The sequence below is a fragment of the Blochmannia endosymbiont of Camponotus nipponensis genome (assembly GCF_009827135.1).
In the GTDB taxonomy this organism is placed as follows: Bacteria; Pseudomonadota; Gammaproteobacteria; order Enterobacterales; family Enterobacteriaceae; genus Blochmanniella.
In genome coordinates this window covers 419,747-440,535 of record NZ_CP046534.1, presented here as the reverse complement: position 1 = coordinate 440,535, position 20,789 = coordinate 419,747, and the positions used below count along the sequence as shown (strand labels likewise).

Genomic DNA, 20,789 nt, shown 5'->3' with positions numbered 1-20,789 from the left:
AATTTTATTTATACCATAAAAATCGATAATTTTTATGGTATAACACATAAAACTACAATTATAAAAATTATGTGAAATATAATATGACGGGCTTAATCGATAAACATATCATATTAGGAATAAGCGGTGGTATCGCTGCATATAAAACTATAGATCTTGTGCGATGTTTGAAAGAAAAAGGTTCAGAAGTTAAAGTGATAATGACGAAATCTGCAAAAAAATTCGTTACTCCTCTAAGCTTGCAAACAATATCATGTAATCCAGTATTAGATAATTTCATTACTCCTCAAATAGAAACAACAATGCCACACATAAAGTTGGCTAAATGGGCAGATTTAGTTTTACTTGCTCCAGCTACAGCTAATTTATTAGCTAGATTATCTGTAGGATTAGCTAATGATTTATTATGTAGTTTATGCTTAGCCACAACAGCTCCTATTGCTGTTGCACCATCCATGAATCAACAAATGTATAAAGCTATTGCGACTCAATCAAATTTAGATATTCTAAGAAAAAGGGGAGTTTTAGTATGGGGCCCGGATTATGGATATCAAGCTTGCAACGATATTGGTTACGGACGCATGACTAATCCAAAAGTACTCGCTGAAAATGTAGAACATTATTTTTCTCATGACAATTCTTTAAGCCATCTTAATATCATGATTACCGCTGGTCCTACTCATGAAGCTTTGGATCCTATCCGTTTTTTTACTAATTACAGTTCAGGAAAAATGGGATTTGCTATCGCACAAGCTGCAGCAGATAAAGGCGCTAAAGTTACATTAATTTCAGGCCCAGTAAATTTAAATACTCCTACTCGAGTACAACGTATTAACGTTATCTCAGCATTAGACATGAAAAAAGCAGTTATGCAAAATGTTAAAAACCAACAAATTTTTATTGGTTGCGCGGCAGTATCAGATTATCGTATTTGTCATACTTCTCTTGAAAAAATCAAAAAAGATAAAAACACCTTAAAAATAATTATGATTAAAAATCCTGATATTGTGGCAGAAGTAGGATCATTAATGAAACAACGTCCTTATGTTGTTGGATTCGCTGCCGAAACCAAAAACATCGAAAAATATGCTCAAAACAAACGTATTAATAAGCATTTAGATTTAATTTGTGCTAATAATATTTCTAACATAAATCAAGGATTTAATAGTGACAATAATGCTTTGTATTTATTTTGGAATAAAGGAAGCGTTATATTACCTTTAAGAAAAAAAAAATTATTAGCGCAACAACTTATTAACGAAATTGTTAATCGCTATAATGAAAATAATTAATATCAAAATTATTGATAATCGTATTTATAATCATTTTTGTTTTCCTAAATATGCTACATCAGGATCTGCCGGATTAGATTTACCAGCTTGTTTAGATATGCCTTTAACCATTTATCCCGGAAAAACTCATTTGATTTCCACTGGTATTGCGGTATACATTTCTGATTCAAAAATAGCAGGGATTATTTTACCTCGTTCAGGTTTAGGGCACAAATACGGTATTGTCTTGGGAAATTTAGTGGGACTTATTGATTCAGATTACCAGGGAGAGATAATGGTATCTTTATGGAATCGTGGATCAAAAAAATATATTGTGTATCCTGGAAAACGAATAGCACAATTAGTTTTTATACCAATAATTCAAGTTAAATTTTCTGTGGTCAAATCATTTATTCCTACTGAACGTGGATCTGATGGTTTTGGACATTCAATGTAAAATATTATTTTTATCAAAACAATAATAATATTGTTTCATTTTAATTATATTTTCAAATAAAGTTTATATTTATATATATAAATGGATAGAGTTATATCTCACCTCTAGAATAAAACGTTATTACTTCATCAAAATAAATTTCAAAAAATTTTTATTTTTTTATATACATAAATTACCTTATTGATATTATTTAATTATAATAATAAATATTATGAATTAATTTTGATCAAAAAATAACTTTATTTCTTTTATAAAAAAATTAAATATTAATTATTTATTAAAATAATATTTAATTAATTTATTACATCATATAAATTATATTATTTTAAATAAACATACTGGAAGCATATATGTTGAAAATATTATATTTGATATATTTATTTTATCATTTTACTAAATTAGTAATATTAATTCTTTTATAAATAAAAAACAATATATTTTTATTGTTTTTTATTTTATTTTAACATAAACAAGAATTTTAAAAATCATTATTAATTATAGTACCTCCATGTTATTATTTATTATTCAATAAATAATACAATTATTATAATTAATTTTTTCATATAAACATACATGACAGAATAAAACTATTATACTTTTCTAAATTTAAAAAACTTTGACTTTATTATATATTAACACAATTTAGGTGATGTTATGGTTCATAGTATGACTGCTTTTTCAAGACATGAAGTAAAATATACATGGGGTAATGTTATCTGGGAAATTTATTCTTTAAACCAACGTTACCTAGACATTCATATTGATCTACCCAAACATCTTTATGATTTATCACGGATAATTCGAAAAAATATTAAAGATTCTCTTGTTAGAGGAAAAATAGAATGCATTTTACGTATTAAAATGAATAATAATGACAATAACACAGATACATTTACTGTTAATAAACAATTGGTTCATCATCTTATTTCATACGCAAAATGGATAAACACACTAATAAATGAAGGGCAAATGAATCCGCTAGATATTTTATTTTGTCCAGGAGTAATAACATATGAACAAAATAATTTTAATAATATAAACAATATTCATACTGAGTTATTGCTATGCTTTAAAGAAACATTACATAATTTGATACAAGATAGAGCAAGAGAAGGGGATTTTTTAAAAACTAAAATTATAGAAAGATTACACCTAATATACGATGAAGTTAATAAAATTCGTCAATACATGCCTAATGTATTAGAATGGAAACGCAAAAAACTTTTAGAACAAATGAAAGACGTTTGTATCTACACTGACCCAATACGATTAGAACAAGAGTTATTAATAATAGCTCAAAAAATTGATATTTCAGAAGAAACAGATCGATTAATAAGCCATATCAAAGAAATGCATCATACCTTGGACAAGCCAGGATCCATTGGTAGAAGACTAGATTTTATAATACAAGAATTACACAGAGAAGCTAATACATTAACTTCAAAATCTATAAATTCTCATATTACTCAATTAGCGATTTCTTTAAAAGTATTCATTGAACAAATTCGAGAGCAAACCCAAAATATTGAGTAATACAAATATATTATATATTTGAATAGATATAACTTTAATCAACATTACATTTAAGCAATGATGTTATAATTATCATTTTATTCTCAAAATCTTCATTTTTATATCACAACTATTATTACAATTCTTAATCACATCATATTATTTTTAATAAAATATATTTAATAAAATAAAATTTATATGATTTTATGTTGCGTCTATTTTATTAGATAAATATATACATTTATATAGTAAATATTTTACTATAAATTAACTGATATATATATATCATTTAAAAAATAAATCATTTTTATATACCAATGTCGAAGTAAATGTAAAAATATATAATTACATGTAAAAAATATTTATTATAAAATATAAATTTTATATTTAAAATTATTATAAAAAATAAAATAGAAATTTTATTTTTTATAATAATTTTAAATATAATTACGATATAGACTGATTTAATTCAAGATATATAGAATTTTTAAATAAAAAATAAATCAAAAAAAATTAAAAAAAATATTTCTAAAAAATTTTTCAAACAATTTCTTTTTCCAATAGTAATATTTCAAATTTAAAAAAACTCCGATAAAATAAAACATAAATTAATATAAATTAAACATCTAAAATTCATATATTCTAAATTATCAATATCTACCATTTTTAATAAAAACAAGATATTAATTTAATAAATTCACAATAAATTTAGGAGATATAAACCACAGCAATTAATTAAAAAATAATTAACTATTAAGTAACAACATGTTCCGAAAATTATTATCTTAATAAACAAATCTTTTGATGATAAATTTCTAATTTTAGACTGTTGCTAATTGCACTAACACCATTAAACACAGTTCTATTATCGTTATTAATTCAATATAGAGACATATAATTATGAATAGATTAGCAGATATATCAAACATGGTAGAATCCTTATCCCGAATTTACCACCGTTTACGTAAAGAAATAAACAGTCAATTAATTAATGAAGGCCTTTCAATGTCCAAAATGAAAATATTACATCTTATTACTACCGGAAAAACCAGCGCAACAGATATTAAAAATTATATGGGATTTTCATCAAGAACTGTAGTAACAGTTCTTGATGCATTAGAAAAAGATGAAATGTTACGTCGACAACAAAGTTTTACAGATCGCAGAGTTAAATACGTTTATATTACAGAAAAAGGACGTAATAAACTGCATATCGCTGAAGAAACACACAATATTATTTTAGAGCGCATGTTTTCTCTTTTATCTGATATACAACTTAAAAATTTTAAAGAAGTATGTAGTTTGCTGGAAACAAAACAAAAAACAACACATAAAAATAATATATAAAATAGTATATATGTTGTACATTATTATTAATGAATCAACTCCGTGATAACACACATTTTATAATTTACTTATATTTAAGTATAGTTTATGTCATCAAATATTAAAAATTTCTCAAGTTTTATCACGGAGTTGATTCAAAAAAAAATCTATATAACACAAATATATCTATAAAATAATAATTTTGATAAACTATATGTCCATATATAAATATATAATCTATTCAAGTAAATACATATACATTCAATACATGTACTATTTATACAATCAAATTATACGTTTTATTTTATGATAGAACCTTTAGGAACATTATGTATCATATCCGCTCCAAGTGGCACAGGAAAATCCACTTTAATTAAAAATTTAATGCAATATAACCATTTTATTCAAACAACTAAACTATCTATCTCTCATACCACACGGGTTAAAAGATCTGGAGAAATACATGGAAAAGACTACTACTTTATTTCAAAAAAAACATTTAAAGATATGATCAAAAAAAACATGTTCTTTGAATACGCTAAAATCTTTAATCATTACTATGGTACCACAAAAAATAATATTGAGGCTATGTTAAAAACTGGTATACATATTATACTAAACATTGATTGGAAAGGAGCTCAACAAATTCGAAAAAAAATATCACACAACATCTATACTATCTTTGTTTTACCACCATCCAAAAAAGAATTAGTACGTCGATTACATCTTAGAGGAAAAGACACAAAAAAAATTATTACCATTCGCATGAAGAAAACAATGAGTGAAATTAATCATTTAAAAGAATATGATTATATCATAATAAATGATAACTTTAATATCGCATTAACACATTTACAATCAATTGTATTATCTGAACAATTACGAATAACACATCAAAAAATACGTCATGCAACATTAATAAACAATTTATTATTACCAGATAAGTAGATAGTAAATAAAATAATATATAACACATAATCCAAATATATAATCTAATAATCAATATCAATAAATAAAAAAATCACATATATGGTGAACAAAAATGGCACGTATAACTGTACAAAATGCTGTAGAAAAAATTGGTAACAGGTTTGATTTAATATTAGTTGCAGCACGACGCGCAAGACAAATGCAAATTGGAGAGAAAGAAACATTAATAAAAAAAAATAATAATGACAAATATACTGTACTTGCTCTCAGAGAAATAGAAGAAAATTTAATTACCAAATAAATATTCACATATTTATATACAAAAAAATCAACACTATATAAAGTATAAAACCATATTATAAAACAACTTCCATAAAATTAAACAACATTAAAAAATAATAAAAATTGATAATTTGTTTTATTTTTAATATGAGCATCAATATTTATACAATATATAATAATTTACATATTTACAAAATAATAGCTCCACTGTAATATACATATTAATGTTTAAAAATGCTTTAGCATCTCTACCCATATTTACACTATTAATATATTATATACATATATGCAGAATAATAAACTTATTAAAAATTATTAATTTTTTAAAATTATAAAAATAAACTACTATTATTATAAATGATATTCATCATTTATAATAAAATAAAATATTATGGTTATAATAAAAATTTTGATATACTTCGTTATAATACATATAATTCATATATATACACAATTAATACAAAGCATGAACCAAATGTTTTATTTTCGTTAAATTAGATTTCTGTAAAACAATAACAATATAATATTATATTAAAAGTTTTAAATCTCAAGAAAAGGTTAAAAAATCCATTTAAATACATACATACTAATACAAAAATTAATAACAGCAATATGAACTTTTTAATTAAAAAAGTTGTTAAGAAATAATTTATCACTATTAATCTTAATACAGCTTAATCCTGACCTATATTATAGTGTAACAAATTTATTATCATATGATCTATAATGGCTGAGAAAATAAATATGAAAGACATTGAACAAATTTTTTCTATTATTAATGAAAATCACATCAAATTTGCTGATTTACGTTTTACCGACACAAAAGGAAAAGAACAACACATCACTATTCCTAAGACTCAAATTAATGATCATTTATTCAATTATGGTAAAATCTTTGATGGATCTTCCATCAAAGGATGGAAAGATATTAATGAATCAGATATGATATTAATGCCTGATCCTACTAGTTTTATAATAGATCCATTTTATGAAGATGCTACAATAATTATACGTTGTGATGTTCTTGAACCCCATACTATGAAAAATTATGACAGAGACCCGCGATCTATCGCTAAACGAGCAGAAATGTTTTTATATAACTCTGGTATTGCCGATACTGTAATGTTTGGCCCTGAACCCGAATTTTTTTTATTTGATGATGTTCGTTTTGAAACAACAATATCAGGGTCTTACGTAATCATTGATGATAAAGAATCAACATGGAATAGTGGTAAATTTTATAAAGATGGCAACAAAGGTCATCGTCCTAAAACAAAAGGTGGATATGCTCCAGTACCTCCAATAGATTCTTCTCAAAACTTGCGGTCTACTATGTCTTTAATAATGGAAAAAATGGGATTAATTGTAGAAACTCATCATCATGAAGTCGCAACATCTGGTCAAAATGAGATAACGACTCGATTTAATACTCTTACCAAAAAAGCTGATGAAATACAAATATATAAATATGTTGTACACAATGTTGCTTATAATTCTGGGAAAACTGCAACTTTTATGCCAAAACCCATTATAAATGATAATGGATCAGGTATGCATTGTCACATATCTCTACATAAAAAAAATACTAATTTATTTTCAGGTATCCAATACGGTAATCTTTCTGACACTGCCTTATTCTATATTGGAGGCATCTTACAACATGCAAAAGCATTAAATGCTATAACTAATCCAACTACTAATTCATATAAACGTTTAGTTCCAAATTATGAAGCTCCAGTAATGTTAACTTATTCTGCTTTCAATCGTTCTAGCGCAATTCGTATTCCATCATCTATCGGAAAAACAAAAAAAAACAACACATCATCATGCCGTATTGAAGTTCGTTTTCCCGATCCAGCTGCTAATCCCTACCTAGCTTTTTCTGCATTACTTATGGCTGGATTAGATGGCGTTATTAATAAAATTCATCCAGGAGAACCTAGAGACAAAAACTTATACACTATTTCTGAAAAAGAAGCTTTATCCATACCACATATGGCTAGATCTTTTGACGAAGCATTACAGTCTTTAAGTGAAAATCATAAATTTCTAACACGAGGAAATGTCTTTACTAAAGACTACATCAATGCATATATTCTATTGTGCAAAGAGGAAAATAAAGTAGTATGTACTACCCCACACCCTATAGAATTTGATTTATATTATAGTGTATAATAAATCAAAAAATAATAAAATATAAAACGTGCGAATATATAAGTAGCATCATGCATTACATTTATAATAATGCAAAATAAAATATATTGAAAACTAAAAATAATCAACTCCATATTTTATATATATTCACCTCAATATTACAAAATTTGTTTAAATAAATTAATAAAATTTATTCATATTAATATTCACAAACCATAAAATTTTAAGTAATTCATTTTAATATTATTATAACTATAGATAATGTATATATATTATGACATATAATTATTATGCTACTCGTTTCTTGATAAGTGTTCCTAAAATTTACTGTTTACCCGATGAAAAAATAGGGATGGAAGTAGCTTTCGTTGGTTATTCTAACAGCGGGAAATCCAGTACTATTAACGCTTTAACTTATCAAAAAAAACTAACTAAAGTAAGTAAAATACCAGGATGTACGCAACTTATTAATTTATTTGAAGTAAGCCCAGGTATTCGTCTCATTGATTTTCCTGGCTACGGTTATGCTAAAGGAGTAAAAAATAGAAAAAACTACTGGCATGAGGCCATATGTGAATACTTAAAAAAAAGAGAAAATTTGAAAGGATTAATATTAATCATGGATATCAGGCATCCAATAAAGAAATTAGATAAAGAAACTATTAAAAATGCACTTTCTATGAACATTCCTATTTTTACTCTATTAAATAAATCAGATAAAATTTCTAAATATATTTTACAAATCACCTCTCAAAAAATACTGCAAGATATGAAGATAATATTTACAACATGTATACAAGCTGAACCTTTTTCTGCTCTTAAAAAATATGGAATAGAATCATTAAAAAAAACTCTTAACAATTGGCTGAAATAATTGAAATAACATATCTATAAATTTATTAATATTATTTTTATATATTTTTAAAAACATAGATTTATATAGATTAATTATCCCATCATTATGACAAAAAACTATATTCATTATATTTTATAATATTAATTGATGATCAAATCAATATAATTAATGTGCTTGCTCCCAATTTTTCCCAACGCCAATATCTACCTTTAGTGGTACATCTATAATAAAACATTCCTCCATTAATTTTTTTATTTGTTTTACAACAGAATTTACAATATCATGATGTACTTCAAATACTAATTCGTCATGTACTTGCATAATTATACGCGCTGGAATTGCATCTCTTTGTAACCAATTATCAACGGATATCATTGCTTTTTTAATAATATCAGCAGCGCTTCCTTGCATAGGTGCATTAATCGCTGCTCTTTCAGCGCTTTTTTTTCGCAAAATATTAGTAGAATAAATATCTGGCAAATATAGCTTCCGTCCATCTAATGTAGACACATAACCATGCTTATTAACATGTTCTCGAATATATTGCATATATTGCATAATACCAGGATAACGCTTAAAATAACGATTTACATAATTTTGAGCTTCCTTACATGTTACCGATAATTGACGTGCTAATCCAAATGCGCTCATTCCATAAATTAATCCAAAATTAATAGTTTTAGCTTGTTGCCTTTGTTCATCAGTAACCAAATGTAATGCGGTAACAAATATTTCAGAAGCTGTTGCAGTATGAACATCTTTTTCAGAAAGAAAATCATTAATTAATTTGATATCTTGAGAAAGATGCGCCATAATTCTTAGCTCTATCTGTGAATAATCTGCTGCTACAATTAAAAAATCTGCTGGAGCAATAAAAGCCTGACGTATTTTTCTCCCATCATGATTTCTATTGGGAATATTTTGTAAATTAGGATTAGTAGAAGAAAGACGCCCTGTAGAAGTCCTAGTTTGATTATATGAAGTATGCACTCTATTCGATTGTGTATTAATCATAGAGATCAATTTATTAGTATAAGTTGATTTTAATTTAGCTAAACTACGATACTGTAATAGTATTTTTGGTATTGGATATTTTTTTGCTAATTTCTTCAATACCTCTTCATTAGTTGAAGGAGCACCGCTAGGTGTTTTTTTTAAAATTGGCAATTTTTGTTTATTATACAATATTTCTTGTAACTGTTTAATTGAATCAAGATTAAAAGGAGCGCCTACTAATCGGTATGCTTCTAGCTCTAATGCATTAAGCCTATAATCTAATTCTACCGCATGAGCATTAAGTAATTTTTTATCAATTAAAACACCATAACTTTCAATACGAGATAAAATAGATATTAAAGGCATCTCTATTTCTTCAAAAATTTTTTTTAATTTATTATTTGCTTCTATTTTTGACCATAAAGCATGATGCAGATTAAATAAGGACATAACAAATTTAGCAGCATGTAAGGATTGTATTTGCATGTTCTGTACATCTAATATTGCATTATTTTCGTTATAACTATCATAGTTTTTTTTAAAATTTGTAACAGCATCAAATGTATCCTTATCCAAAAATTTTTTTATATCTTGACAATTAACAGTGCCATACAGTATATATAATTCCAATATAACATCATATGCCATACCCACTAAATTAATGTTATAACGCCTAAAGATGGCATAACTAAACTTTAAATGTTGACCAACTTTTTTTATTTTTGAATTTTCTAAAACTGGCCGTAAAGTTGATAATATTTCTTCAAGACACAAAAAACTCTGATGATTATTAATTGAATTATTTTTTATAGGAATATATGCGCTTTCTTTAGTATCAATAGATAAACATATACCTACTATATTAGCTGTAGCAACATTAAATATATCTGTATATATACTGAATATAAAAAACTTAGCTATATTAATTTTATTAACCCAATGATATAACATTTCAGCATTATGTATTATCTTAACAATTTTTTTTTCTCCAGAATAATCTGATAGTAAGTTATTTTTTTTGCACAAAGACATATTATGAAACCATTGATTTGATGGCATATTCTTTAAAAATCGATATTTATCTAACCACTTCCCTAATTTTAAATCTATTAACCAATTTTTAAATTCATACTGTGTAAATAACAATGACAAAACATTAATATTTTCTTGTTGTATTAACAATTGATAATCAAATATATTTAAAGATATATCTGTTTTAATTGTTGTCAATTTATACGAAAGAAATGCTATTTCTTTATTGACCTGTAATGCATTTTGTATCGCTCTAGCACCACGTAAACCCAATGTGCTAATTTTATCTAAATGGTCATATAATACCTTTAAATTACCTATTTTATTTAATAATAATTGAGCCGTTTTTTTGCCCACTCCAGGAACACCAGGAATGTTATCAGAACGATCCCCTATTAATGCCAAATAATCAGCCATCAGAGTTGGTGGTACTCCAAACTTTTTTTCTATTTCTTTAGGAGTGAAAATAATATTCGACATAGTATTGAGAAGAGTGATCTGAGATGATACTATTTGGGCCATGTCTTTATCTCCCGTACTAATTAGCACAGAATTACCTGATCGCGCACAAGATATAGCTAATGTACCTATTACATCATCCGCTTCTACATCAGGTACTCTGAGTATTGGTAATCCCATCGCTTCTATTATTTCGCATAATGGACCAATTTGAATATACAAATCTTCAGGAGTCTTAAAACGATTAGCCTTATACTTTTCAAATAGATTATCACGAAATGTTTTTCCTGGTGCATCAAAAACAACTGCCATATGAGTAGGTTGATATCGTATTAATAAACTTCTTATCATATTAATTACCCCATATATCACCCATACTGGCGTTCCGTTACTAGTAATCAATGGTGGAAATGCATAATACGCGCGGTATATATAACAAGAAGCATCTACTAAAATTATCGGACTGTTTATAACTGCGATCATAATGACATTTTATATAATGATGTAATCTTACAGAAAAGGTAAAAGAATATTAGATACTTGCTTAATAAGACTATTAACTATAATACTATATTATAAACAAGAAAATGATAAAATCAAACGAAGTTATTTTAAAAGCAAAATAACTATAAATATAGTATACAAAATAACTTTTGTTAACTTACCAATAAAACACAATATACAACACCTCACAACATCATTGTTATATTAGGTATATACATATTATGCTTTGTCTATGAGTAAATTTAACAACTCGCAAAACTGTTTAATATAAGCATTCACTGATGATACATCCAATTTTTCATTTTTTACCATATATTTCCCATTAACAAATATTGAAGGCACTCCTTTCAAATGAAAATTTATTGCTGCTTGTTCTTGATCTAACACTAAAGATTTCACTAAAACACTATTCCAAGTAGCATCAAACTCTTCTGCATCAACACCAGATTTAATAAATATTTTTCGAATATCCTCCACAGTATGAATAGATTGCTGTTGCTGTATCGCTATGAATAATATAGGACTAATTCTATTTTCTATTCCTAATGCTATTGCTACAGCCCAAGCGTGCGTCAACTGTTTTCCTAAATTACCTAAAAAATTAACATGATATTTATAAAAACTTATATTTTTAGGTAATGTTTGTGCTATATTATTGGAAATGTGATAAATTTGCTCAAACTGATAGCAATGTGGACAATAAAAAGAAAAAAATTCTAGCAATTGAGGAGCATTATGAATAGTCTTATTTAGACGAATATATTGTCTCCCTTCGATAATTGAAGATGAAATGCTATCACATGATAAAAATATAAAAGCAATTACTATCACAATAAGATGTAATCTTTTCATACCTCTCTCCCAATAACCACCTGAATATTTTATATGAACATACGAACTATTTTAATTTTTACAAATAGAATACTATTCTAATTTAGAATAATGTTAATTTAATTATTTATATTAATTTTAACTATGATACATGTTCTTATGTAAGAAGAATATAAATGGGTGTGGTTATTACAAGTTAACAAACACATGCTTTACTATAGTAAGCAGATACTTAATAAATATAAATAATTTGATCTATTCAAGATTAACGTCATGCAAAAATATTTTTTCATGACAATATAATATTATCGAACAATTCGTTTTTATATTAAAATTTTAAAATTAGAACACATCTAATATATGTAGATATTTTATAAAATATACCAATAAACAAAAAATTACTTTTATGCATTACATTTATCATTAAAAATAATAAATATCTATACCTTTATACAATAAAAAATCCCCGCACACACATTCATATTTAATGGCAAGAATAATACATATAGTATTTTTTGTATAATTACAATATACCTTTTTATTTTCTTATTATCACTAAAAATTGTAAATATCACTATGTAACTAAAAATAATATTGAATTTATTTAATTATCATTATTTTTATTATGAAATATATCTAACTTCTCCCAAATACTATCAATATAACGACGTACTGTATCATGCATGTGAATTGGCATACCCCATTCTCTTTCAGTTTCTCCAAGCCATTTATTTGTTGCATCCATAGCTATTTTAGAGCCTAATCCAGATATTGGACTAGAAAAATCAAGATAATCAATTGGAGTGTTCTTTACTATTATAGTATCCCGATCAGGATCCATACGTGTAGTTATAGCCCATACTACATCATTCCAATCCCGCGCATTAATATCATCGTCACATACAATAATAAATTTAGTATACATAAATTGTTTCAAGAAAGACCATATTCCAAAAATTATACGTTTAGCATGCCCAACATATTGTTTCTTTATAGTTACAATAGCTAATCTGTATGAACAACCTTCAGGAGGTAAATAAAAATCTATAATTTCTGGAAATTGTTTTTGTATAATAGGAATAAATACTTCATTCATTGCCATCCCAAGAATTGCAGGCTCATCTGGCGGGCGACCAGTATATGTAGAATGATAAATTGGATTATTTCTTTGAGTAATATGGGTAATAGTGCAGACTGGAAATTGATCAGTAGTATTATAATACCCTGTATGATCTCCAAAAGGACCCTCTAACGCTGTTTCACCTCGCTCTAAATATCCCTCCAATATAATCTCAGAATTAGCTGGAACATCTAAGTCACACGAAATACATTTGATGACTTCAGTTTTACAACCTCTTAATAAGCCAGAAAAAGCGTATTCTGATAATGTATCAGGAATAGGGACTACTGCTCCTATTAAAGTAGCTGGATCAGAGCCCAATGCTACGGCAACAGGAAATCTTCTTTCTGAAGTATTTTTACACCATTCTTGAAAATCTAATGCCCCACCACGATGAGATAACCATCTTATAATAATTTTATTTTTAGATAATACTTGTTGCCTATAAATTCCAAGATTTTGTCGTTTACTTCTTAGACCACGAGTAATTGTAATACCCCAAGTGATTACAGGAGATACATCTTTAGGCCAACAACGCATTATTGGCATATGCGTAATATCCACATCTCTATTGCACCAAACATTTTCTTGGCACGGAGCCGTGCTAACACGCTTAATAGGCATATGTAGAATATTACGGAAATGAGGAATTTTAGAAAAAAAATCACGTATTCCTGTTGGAAGTTCAGGTTCTCTTAAAAAAGCAAGCAATTTTCCAACATCACGCAACGATAGAATACTTTCTTTTCCCATGCCTAAAGCTATTCTACTAAAGGTACCAAACAAATTACACAAAACAGGTATTGTATATCCTTTAGGATTTTCAAAAAAAAGTGCTGGCCCTTCAGATTTAACAGTACGATCGGCAATTTCTGTTATCTCTAAATCAGGATTAATAGGAAAAGAAATTCTTTTCAATTCGCCTCTGTGTTCCAAAATTTTAATAAAATCACGCAAATCTTTATATTTCATAAAATTTAAATAAATATTAAACTGTTTTTATAATTAAATAATTTGACTTACTTCTATTATAATCAGTACAAGATCACAAATATCTATATTTTATGTTTAAATTTAGTATAATTTCATACTTAATAATCACATCAATTATCAGATTCTGTTGTGAATAAATTCACTGCATACATAACTTTTCTTTAAATTATTTGAATGATCTGTAATTATAAATAAAATTACTACAATTATTGATAATTATAATTATATTATTGCATAATACGCTTCCATCCTATTGTCCAAATGTAAATCCCAATTACAAATAAAAAAACAGAAAAAATTTTTAAATATTTATCCTGTACATATAAAAAAATACTACTAATCACTAAAGTTGCTCCAATACCAAACAAAAATAACGCTTGGCTGTGATTAGTACGCTGTATTCTCAATTCTGTTATTAAAATTTCTATTTTTTTCTGTAATATACAAGAATGTTTAAATTCATTGGATAATGCAGTAGATAATTCTGGTATTTTACCTACCCAATAAGGTATTTTATCTTTTAGGGCACATATTGCCGTTGAAAATTTTAACTGATCCTGCATCCATCTTTCCAAAAAAGGTCTGACAGACTTCCAAATATTTAAATTAGGATACAATTGCCTAACTATTCCTTCAACATATAACAAAGTTTTTTGCAATAAAATTAATTGAGGTTGTATTTCCATATTGAAATATCGTGCAGTATTAAATAAATACAGCAATATTTTGCTAAAAGGAATGTTTTCTAATGGTTGTTCAAAAATAGGCTCAAATACTGTTCTCATAGCACATTCAAAATCTTCTACATTAGTATCCATAGGTATCCAACCTGAATCAAGATGTAATTCAGCAATTTTTCTATAATCACGATTGAAAAATGCGATAAAATTTGCTGCTAAATAATATTTATCTTTTTTATTTAACGAACCAACAATACCACAATCAACGGTAATATATTTTGGATCCTCTGGATATTTATAACTAATAAATATATTACCAGGATGCATATCTCCATGAAAAAAACTATCTCTAAAAACTTGAGTAAAAAAAACCTCTATTCCGCGTTCTGCTAACAATTTCATATTAATTTTTTGCTTTTTTAATGCAACTATATCATATACAGGTATGCCATAAACACGCTCCATAACCATAACATTTTCACTACAAAAATCTACATACACTTTTGGTATATATAGTATCTTACTTTTTTCAAAATTTCTTCTTAATTGAATAGTATTAGCTGTTTCTTTCATCAAATTAAGTTCATCAAAAAGATTTTTTTCATATTCTGCAACAACTTCTGAAAATTTAAATCTTCGTCCTTCTGGTAAAAATTTATAAATCCAATGAGCTAATCTATACATTAAAGATATATCCAATTTAATAATAGACAAAAGACCTGGACGAATCACTTTTATTACTATATCTTTGTTGTTTTTTTTTAATCTAGCAGAATGTACTTGCGAAATAGATGCAGATGCTAATGGCACTTCTTGAAAATCTTTAAACCATGTTTCTAATGTATTACCAATGGCATGCTCTATATACTTTTTAGCAATAAATCCATCAAAAGGTGCCACACGATCTTGCAGTATTGCTAACTGATCTGCAACAGAATCTGTAAATATATCACGACGCGTAGAAAGCATTTGACCAAATTTAATCCAAACTGGACCTAATTCTTGTAATGCTAAACGAAATCGTTCTCCTAAAGTTAATTGAGAATGCTTATTTAAAATACGTAAAAAAAATCTGCTGCCTATTCTCAGTGGAAAAATTAATCGATGAGTAGGGACAAAATCACTTAATCCATAATTTAATATTGTTTTAATTATGGAATACAGTCGATATAGTTCATCAACAATCATTAGATTTCCTATAATTCATTTGAATATCAGATAAATATTGTAATTTTATATTCAAATGTCATATTTTTCTATAAATTATTATAACTCTAATAAATTTGAAATACGTTATTTTATAGAATATAGTTAAATTAGACATTATCAAATGTATCATTTCTATAACAGGAAATTAAAAATTATTAAATTATACTATTGAATATTTCTAGTACGATACAGTCAAGAAAAAGACATCAAAGATCAATAATGTTAAGTCAGATATCATATAAACTACTCGATCACATTTTTTACTAATTCTATATTAGCACTAATTATGTAAAACAAATATATTTGATATATTGTACTATAATACGGTCTTTTATTGATTTAAATAAACATGTCATATTACAATATATATATTATACAAAGTAATTTTTTTTTAAACACTCAAATACATATAGTTATATATATTAGCTTTTTAAACTTAAAATTATAATATTTCTGAATAAAAGGCTAATAAATAATTCAATAATCCTGATAACGATCACAAATATTATTAAATATAATGTTTCAATAATTCACGTAACGCAAATATTTTTATTTTAATATTTATACGCACAATGTAACACAGCAATACCACCAGTCATATTAAAATATTTAACGTTCTTAAATCCTATTTGTATTATCATATCCTTCAAGGTTTCTTGATCTGGATGCATACGAATAGATTCCACAAGATAACGATAACTATTGGTATCTTTCGCTATACATTCACCCATTTTAGGTAAAATATGAAATGAATATAAATCATATATTATATTCAGTAATTTAAAGGTAGGAACCCCAAAATCTAAAATTAACAATTTTCCTCTAGATTTTAGCACTCTATGTATTGAAAATAATGCTTGCTCTTTATTTGTAAAATTTCGTAAACCAAAAGAAACAGCAACACAATCAAAAGTATTTTCAGGAAAAGGTAAAAATTCAGCATCCGCTTGTATATATATAACATTATTAATTATACCTAAATTACGTATTTTTTTTCGTCCTATATGTAACATTGAATCATTAATATCTACTAGTACCACAATTCCTGTATCGCCTACTAATCGGGAAAATTGAATACTTAAATCTCCAGTACCTCCAGCCAAATCCAGCACCTTACATCCAACATACACCCCACTGTGATAAACCATACATCGCTTCCATACTCTATGTATACCAAATGACATTAAATCATTCATTAAATCATACTTTGATGCTACAAGACGAAATATATTAGATACCAACGATGTTTTTTCACATTTATAAACATTTTGAAAACCAAAATGAGTGATATCATCTTCATCTTTATTATGCATATTCATATGATTATCATGATATTTACCGTAATCTCTTTAACAAGTAAATAGATTAAACTTGGTAAAAATAGTATTTTTATTTTATTAATTTATATATTTTTAATGTACTTTATAAAATTTTTTTTAAAGTGTCATGACATATATTGTGAGTAACACTATCTTCACAATTAGATGAATTAGAAGAACTATTATTTTCATCATATACAACCAAAGAATTCGACGTCATCGAACTAGTACCAATTGGTTGTTTTATTTGTACCCCAAGTGTTCGAAAACCTTCTACTTGACTTATAATATTTCCTTTTCCTTCAGAAAATTTATTTCTTGCTGCACTATAAATAACTTCTGCTTTATTCAAATAGAACCCAATTTTATTTAAATCATCCATAAACAACCGTAATTTATCATACAATCGCCCTGCCTTATCAGCAATTTTTTTAGCATGACAATTTTGATTTTCATAACGCCACAAGTTGTTAATAGTACGTAACGCTATTAACAACGTTGTAGGACTAATTAACATAATATTATATCGCATAGCATCTGTTAACAATGATATTTCCTTTTTAATAGCTAACATAAAAGCTGATTCAATAGGAACAAACATCAAAATATAATCTAATGTATTTAATCCAAATAATTTTTGATAATCTTTTTTACTTAATGATTTTATATGAGAGCGCAATGAATGCACGTGATCAATAATAGCTAACCGTCGATCTTCCTCATTATCGCTATTAAAATAACGTTCATAAGCTATTAAAGATACTTTAGAATCAATAATTACATCTTTACCATGAGGTAAATGTATGATTACATCAGGTTGTAATCTATGTCCATCTTTTTGTTTTATGCTAACTTGTACATGAAACTCATAACCTTCACGCATACCAGAAGCTTCTAACGCGCGAGTTAAAATCACTTCTCCCCAACCGCCTTGTGTTTTGTTATTGCCCTTTAATGCTTGTGTTAAATTAATGGTTTCTTGAGTTATTTTTGCATTCAGTTGATGTAAATTACGAATTTCATAAGTTAGAATATTCCTAGATTCCTCTTCTTTTGCAAAACCGTTTTCCATTTGACTTTTAAAACCTTCTAACTGCTCTTTTAATGGATGTAACATCCTGTCAAGAGTAATTCGATTTTGTTGATCTACCTTACATCCATTTTGCTCAAAAATACGATTTGCCAAATTTTCAAATTGCATAGTTAATCGATTTTCACTATCAATAAACAACTTTTGTTTCTCTTCTATTGCTAATTTATATTCTTCTAAACGAATATTTAATTCCTGCAATTTTAATTCTTGAGTATGATTTAAATTTAATTGTAAGCGTAATTCATGATTTAATTGCTCACATTTCTGATGATAATGATCTAATAATTTTAAACGTTCTTCAGCAGTAGACAATTTGCCGTGTAGTTCATATACTATCTGTAATTCATTTTGTAATTTTTGTTCAATATTATAACGTAAAGTAGATTCATTTTTTAAATTTTGTGTCGTCATACATAAAGCATGTTCATAAGCTGTATAGTCATTTTTATATTTTTTAATATAACGTTGTCCTATAATATTAAAAAATATTCCAGATATTAAGACACCTACCAACATGCTAAGAAAATTATATATACAAAACAAAGTAACTGTCATATATTCCCTATCACAAAATATATTTATAAAAACTACGATAATTTATTATTTATCAATCAATATATGTAACATATTAATACTTCAGCAATACAAATAGATAAAAATTACATCATGCGTCAACAATTTATATTTCGACAATATAGTAATATTGAGTTTTGTATGAGATGCTTTTACTTGTTAATAAGTAACATGTTTATCGAAAATTTTTTATAAAACACTAAGTACAAACATAACAAACAATAATAAATCTTATATTTAACAGTTATATAAAATATTTATTTATTACTTGTATGCATCAGAATACGAGCTCCTTCTATTACTACTCTAATTGCCATATTTTCAGCATGATGTATCAAAGAAACATTAGGAATTTCTTTTTGTGTACGATTTATAATGATACCTGTTACAACCCCCGCTTGTAATCCTTGAGTCAAGCACATAGTCAACAATGTTGCAGACTCCATTTCATAACTCATAACTCCCATTTTTTTCCATTCTTCCATAGAACCACTTAATTTTTGAATAACTCGCCCAGAAAATGTATCATATCGTTCTTGTCCAGGATAAAATGTATCTGAAGATACAGTCACACCAGAATATGGTTTAATACCAATTTTTTTAGCAGCTTCAATTAAAGCCATAGTACAAGATAAATCTGCTACCGCCGGAAATTCTAATGGAGCAAAATGTTGACTTGCTCCATCACAACGAACAGCAGCAGTAACAATTAATAAATCACCTGTTTTAATATATTTTTGGATAGCTCCTGCGGTGCCTACACGTAAAAATATACGTATACCCAATTGAGACAATTCCTCCACTACAACGGAAGTAGATGGCCCACCTATACCTGTAGAACAGACAATAACTCTATTATCATCAATACTTGCAGACCAAGTAGTAAATTCACGATAACTTGAAATATATTCTGGTTGATCCATCAACAAAGCGATTTTTTTTACTCTATTGGGATCTCCTGGAAGAATAGCTAAAGTTGCACCTTGCAGATCTCCAATCTGTAAACCTAAATGAAATGTATTAATCATAGTCATATCAGAAATTGTTACGTAACTATTTGAAAGTCACCATAAACCTATTTTTGTAGCTAAAATTAATAAAATTTCTAAAATTCTTATTTTTATGAACAAAAAAAATAGAAATTTTAATGGATTAAAGAATCATGCCTCAAATAAACAATCCATGACTTACT

General features: G+C 26.6%; 14 protein-coding genes and 1 pseudogene. 8 read left to right on the top strand and 7 right to left on the bottom strand.

Annotation, left to right across the window (positions count from 1 at the left end):
• Positions 1–83 precede the first annotated feature (83 nt).
• The 8 genes and pseudogenes from coaBC to yihA all read left to right on the top strand — a co-directional run bounded on the left by coaBC (position 84) and on the right by yihA (position 8,806).
• Complete coding sequence (coaBC, locus tag GN161_RS01835; protein WP_159715018.1) at positions 84–1,292, top strand: bifunctional phosphopantothenoylcysteine decarboxylase/phosphopantothenate--cysteine ligase CoaBC; 1,209 nt, start codon at positions 84–86, stop codon at positions 1,290–1,292.
• Positions 1,276–1,728: a dUTP diphosphatase gene (gene dut / locus GN161_RS01830; protein ID WP_236840127.1), complete on the top strand. Its 453-nt coding sequence runs from the start codon at positions 1,276–1,278 to the stop codon at positions 1,726–1,728. The genes coaBC and dut overlap by 17 nt, the downstream gene beginning before the upstream one ends.
• Before the next feature lie 654 nt (positions 1,729–2,382).
• A complete protein-coding gene (locus tag GN161_RS01825; protein ID WP_159715014.1) occupies positions 2,383–3,261 on the top strand; it encodes a YicC/YloC family endoribonuclease in 879 nt (292 codons plus the stop codon).
• Positions 3,262–4,140: 879 nt separating this feature from the next.
• Positions 4,141–4,587: a MarR family winged helix-turn-helix transcriptional regulator gene (locus GN161_RS01820; protein ID WP_159715012.1), complete on the top strand. Its 447-nt coding sequence runs from the start codon at positions 4,141–4,143 to the stop codon at positions 4,585–4,587.
• Positions 4,588–4,872: 285 nt separating this feature from the next.
• Positions 4,873–5,514: a guanylate kinase gene (gene gmk / locus GN161_RS01815; RefSeq protein WP_159715011.1), complete on the top strand. Its 642-nt coding sequence runs from the start codon at positions 4,873–4,875 to the stop codon at positions 5,512–5,514.
• 94 nt (positions 5,515–5,608) lie between these two features.
• A pseudogene (gene rpoZ / locus GN161_RS01810) lies at positions 5,609–5,788 on the top strand (DNA-directed RNA polymerase subunit omega); the annotation flags it as partial.
• Between the two features lie 734 nt (positions 5,789–6,522).
• A complete protein-coding gene (gene glnA, locus GN161_RS01805; RefSeq protein WP_159715009.1) occupies positions 6,523–7,953 on the top strand; it encodes a type I glutamate--ammonia ligase in 1,431 nt (476 codons plus the stop codon).
• Positions 7,954–8,206: 253 nt separating this feature from the next.
• On the top strand, positions 8,207–8,806 hold the full coding sequence (yihA, locus tag GN161_RS01800; RefSeq protein WP_159715008.1) for a ribosome biogenesis GTP-binding protein YihA/YsxC: 600 nt from the start codon (positions 8,207–8,209) through the stop codon (positions 8,804–8,806).
• A gap of 147 nt (positions 8,807–8,953) precedes the next feature.
• Here the strand turns inward: yihA and polA are convergent, their stop codons facing one another.
• The 7 genes from polA to udp form a co-directional block, all read right to left on the bottom strand.
• Entirely contained in the window at positions 8,954–11,758 is a 2,805-nt protein-coding gene (gene polA / locus GN161_RS01795) for a DNA polymerase I (RefSeq protein ID WP_159715007.1), read from the bottom strand.
• A gap of 240 nt (positions 11,759–11,998) precedes the next feature.
• Entirely contained in the window at positions 11,999–12,631 is a 633-nt protein-coding gene (gene dsbA / locus GN161_RS01790) for a thiol:disulfide interchange protein DsbA (protein WP_159715006.1), read from the bottom strand.
• 583 nt (positions 12,632–13,214) lie between these two features.
• Positions 13,215–14,702, bottom strand: coding sequence for a 4-hydroxy-3-polyprenylbenzoate decarboxylase (ubiD, locus tag GN161_RS01785; protein ID WP_159715005.1), 1,488 nt, complete (start codon positions 14,700–14,702; stop codon positions 13,215–13,217).
• 248 nt (positions 14,703–14,950) lie between these two features.
• Positions 14,951–16,591, bottom strand: coding sequence for a ubiquinone biosynthesis regulatory protein kinase UbiB (gene ubiB / locus GN161_RS01780; protein WP_159715004.1), 1,641 nt, complete (start codon positions 16,589–16,591; stop codon positions 14,951–14,953).
• Positions 16,592–17,166: 575 nt separating this feature from the next.
• On the bottom strand, positions 17,167–17,925 hold the full coding sequence (ubiE, locus tag GN161_RS01775) for a bifunctional demethylmenaquinone methyltransferase/2-methoxy-6-polyprenyl-1,4-benzoquinol methylase UbiE (RefSeq protein WP_181950845.1): 759 nt from the start codon (positions 17,923–17,925) through the stop codon (positions 17,167–17,169).
• A 109-nt stretch (positions 17,926–18,034) separates the two neighbouring features.
• Positions 18,035–19,579, bottom strand: a complete 1,545-nt coding sequence (gene rmuC, locus GN161_RS01770) for a DNA recombination protein RmuC (protein WP_159715002.1) — start codon at positions 19,577–19,579, stop codon at positions 18,035–18,037.
• A gap of 275 nt (positions 19,580–19,854) precedes the next feature.
• Complete coding sequence (gene udp, locus GN161_RS01765; protein WP_159715001.1) at positions 19,855–20,631, bottom strand: uridine phosphorylase; 777 nt, start codon at positions 20,629–20,631, stop codon at positions 19,855–19,857.
• Positions 20,632–20,789 lie beyond the last annotated feature (158 nt).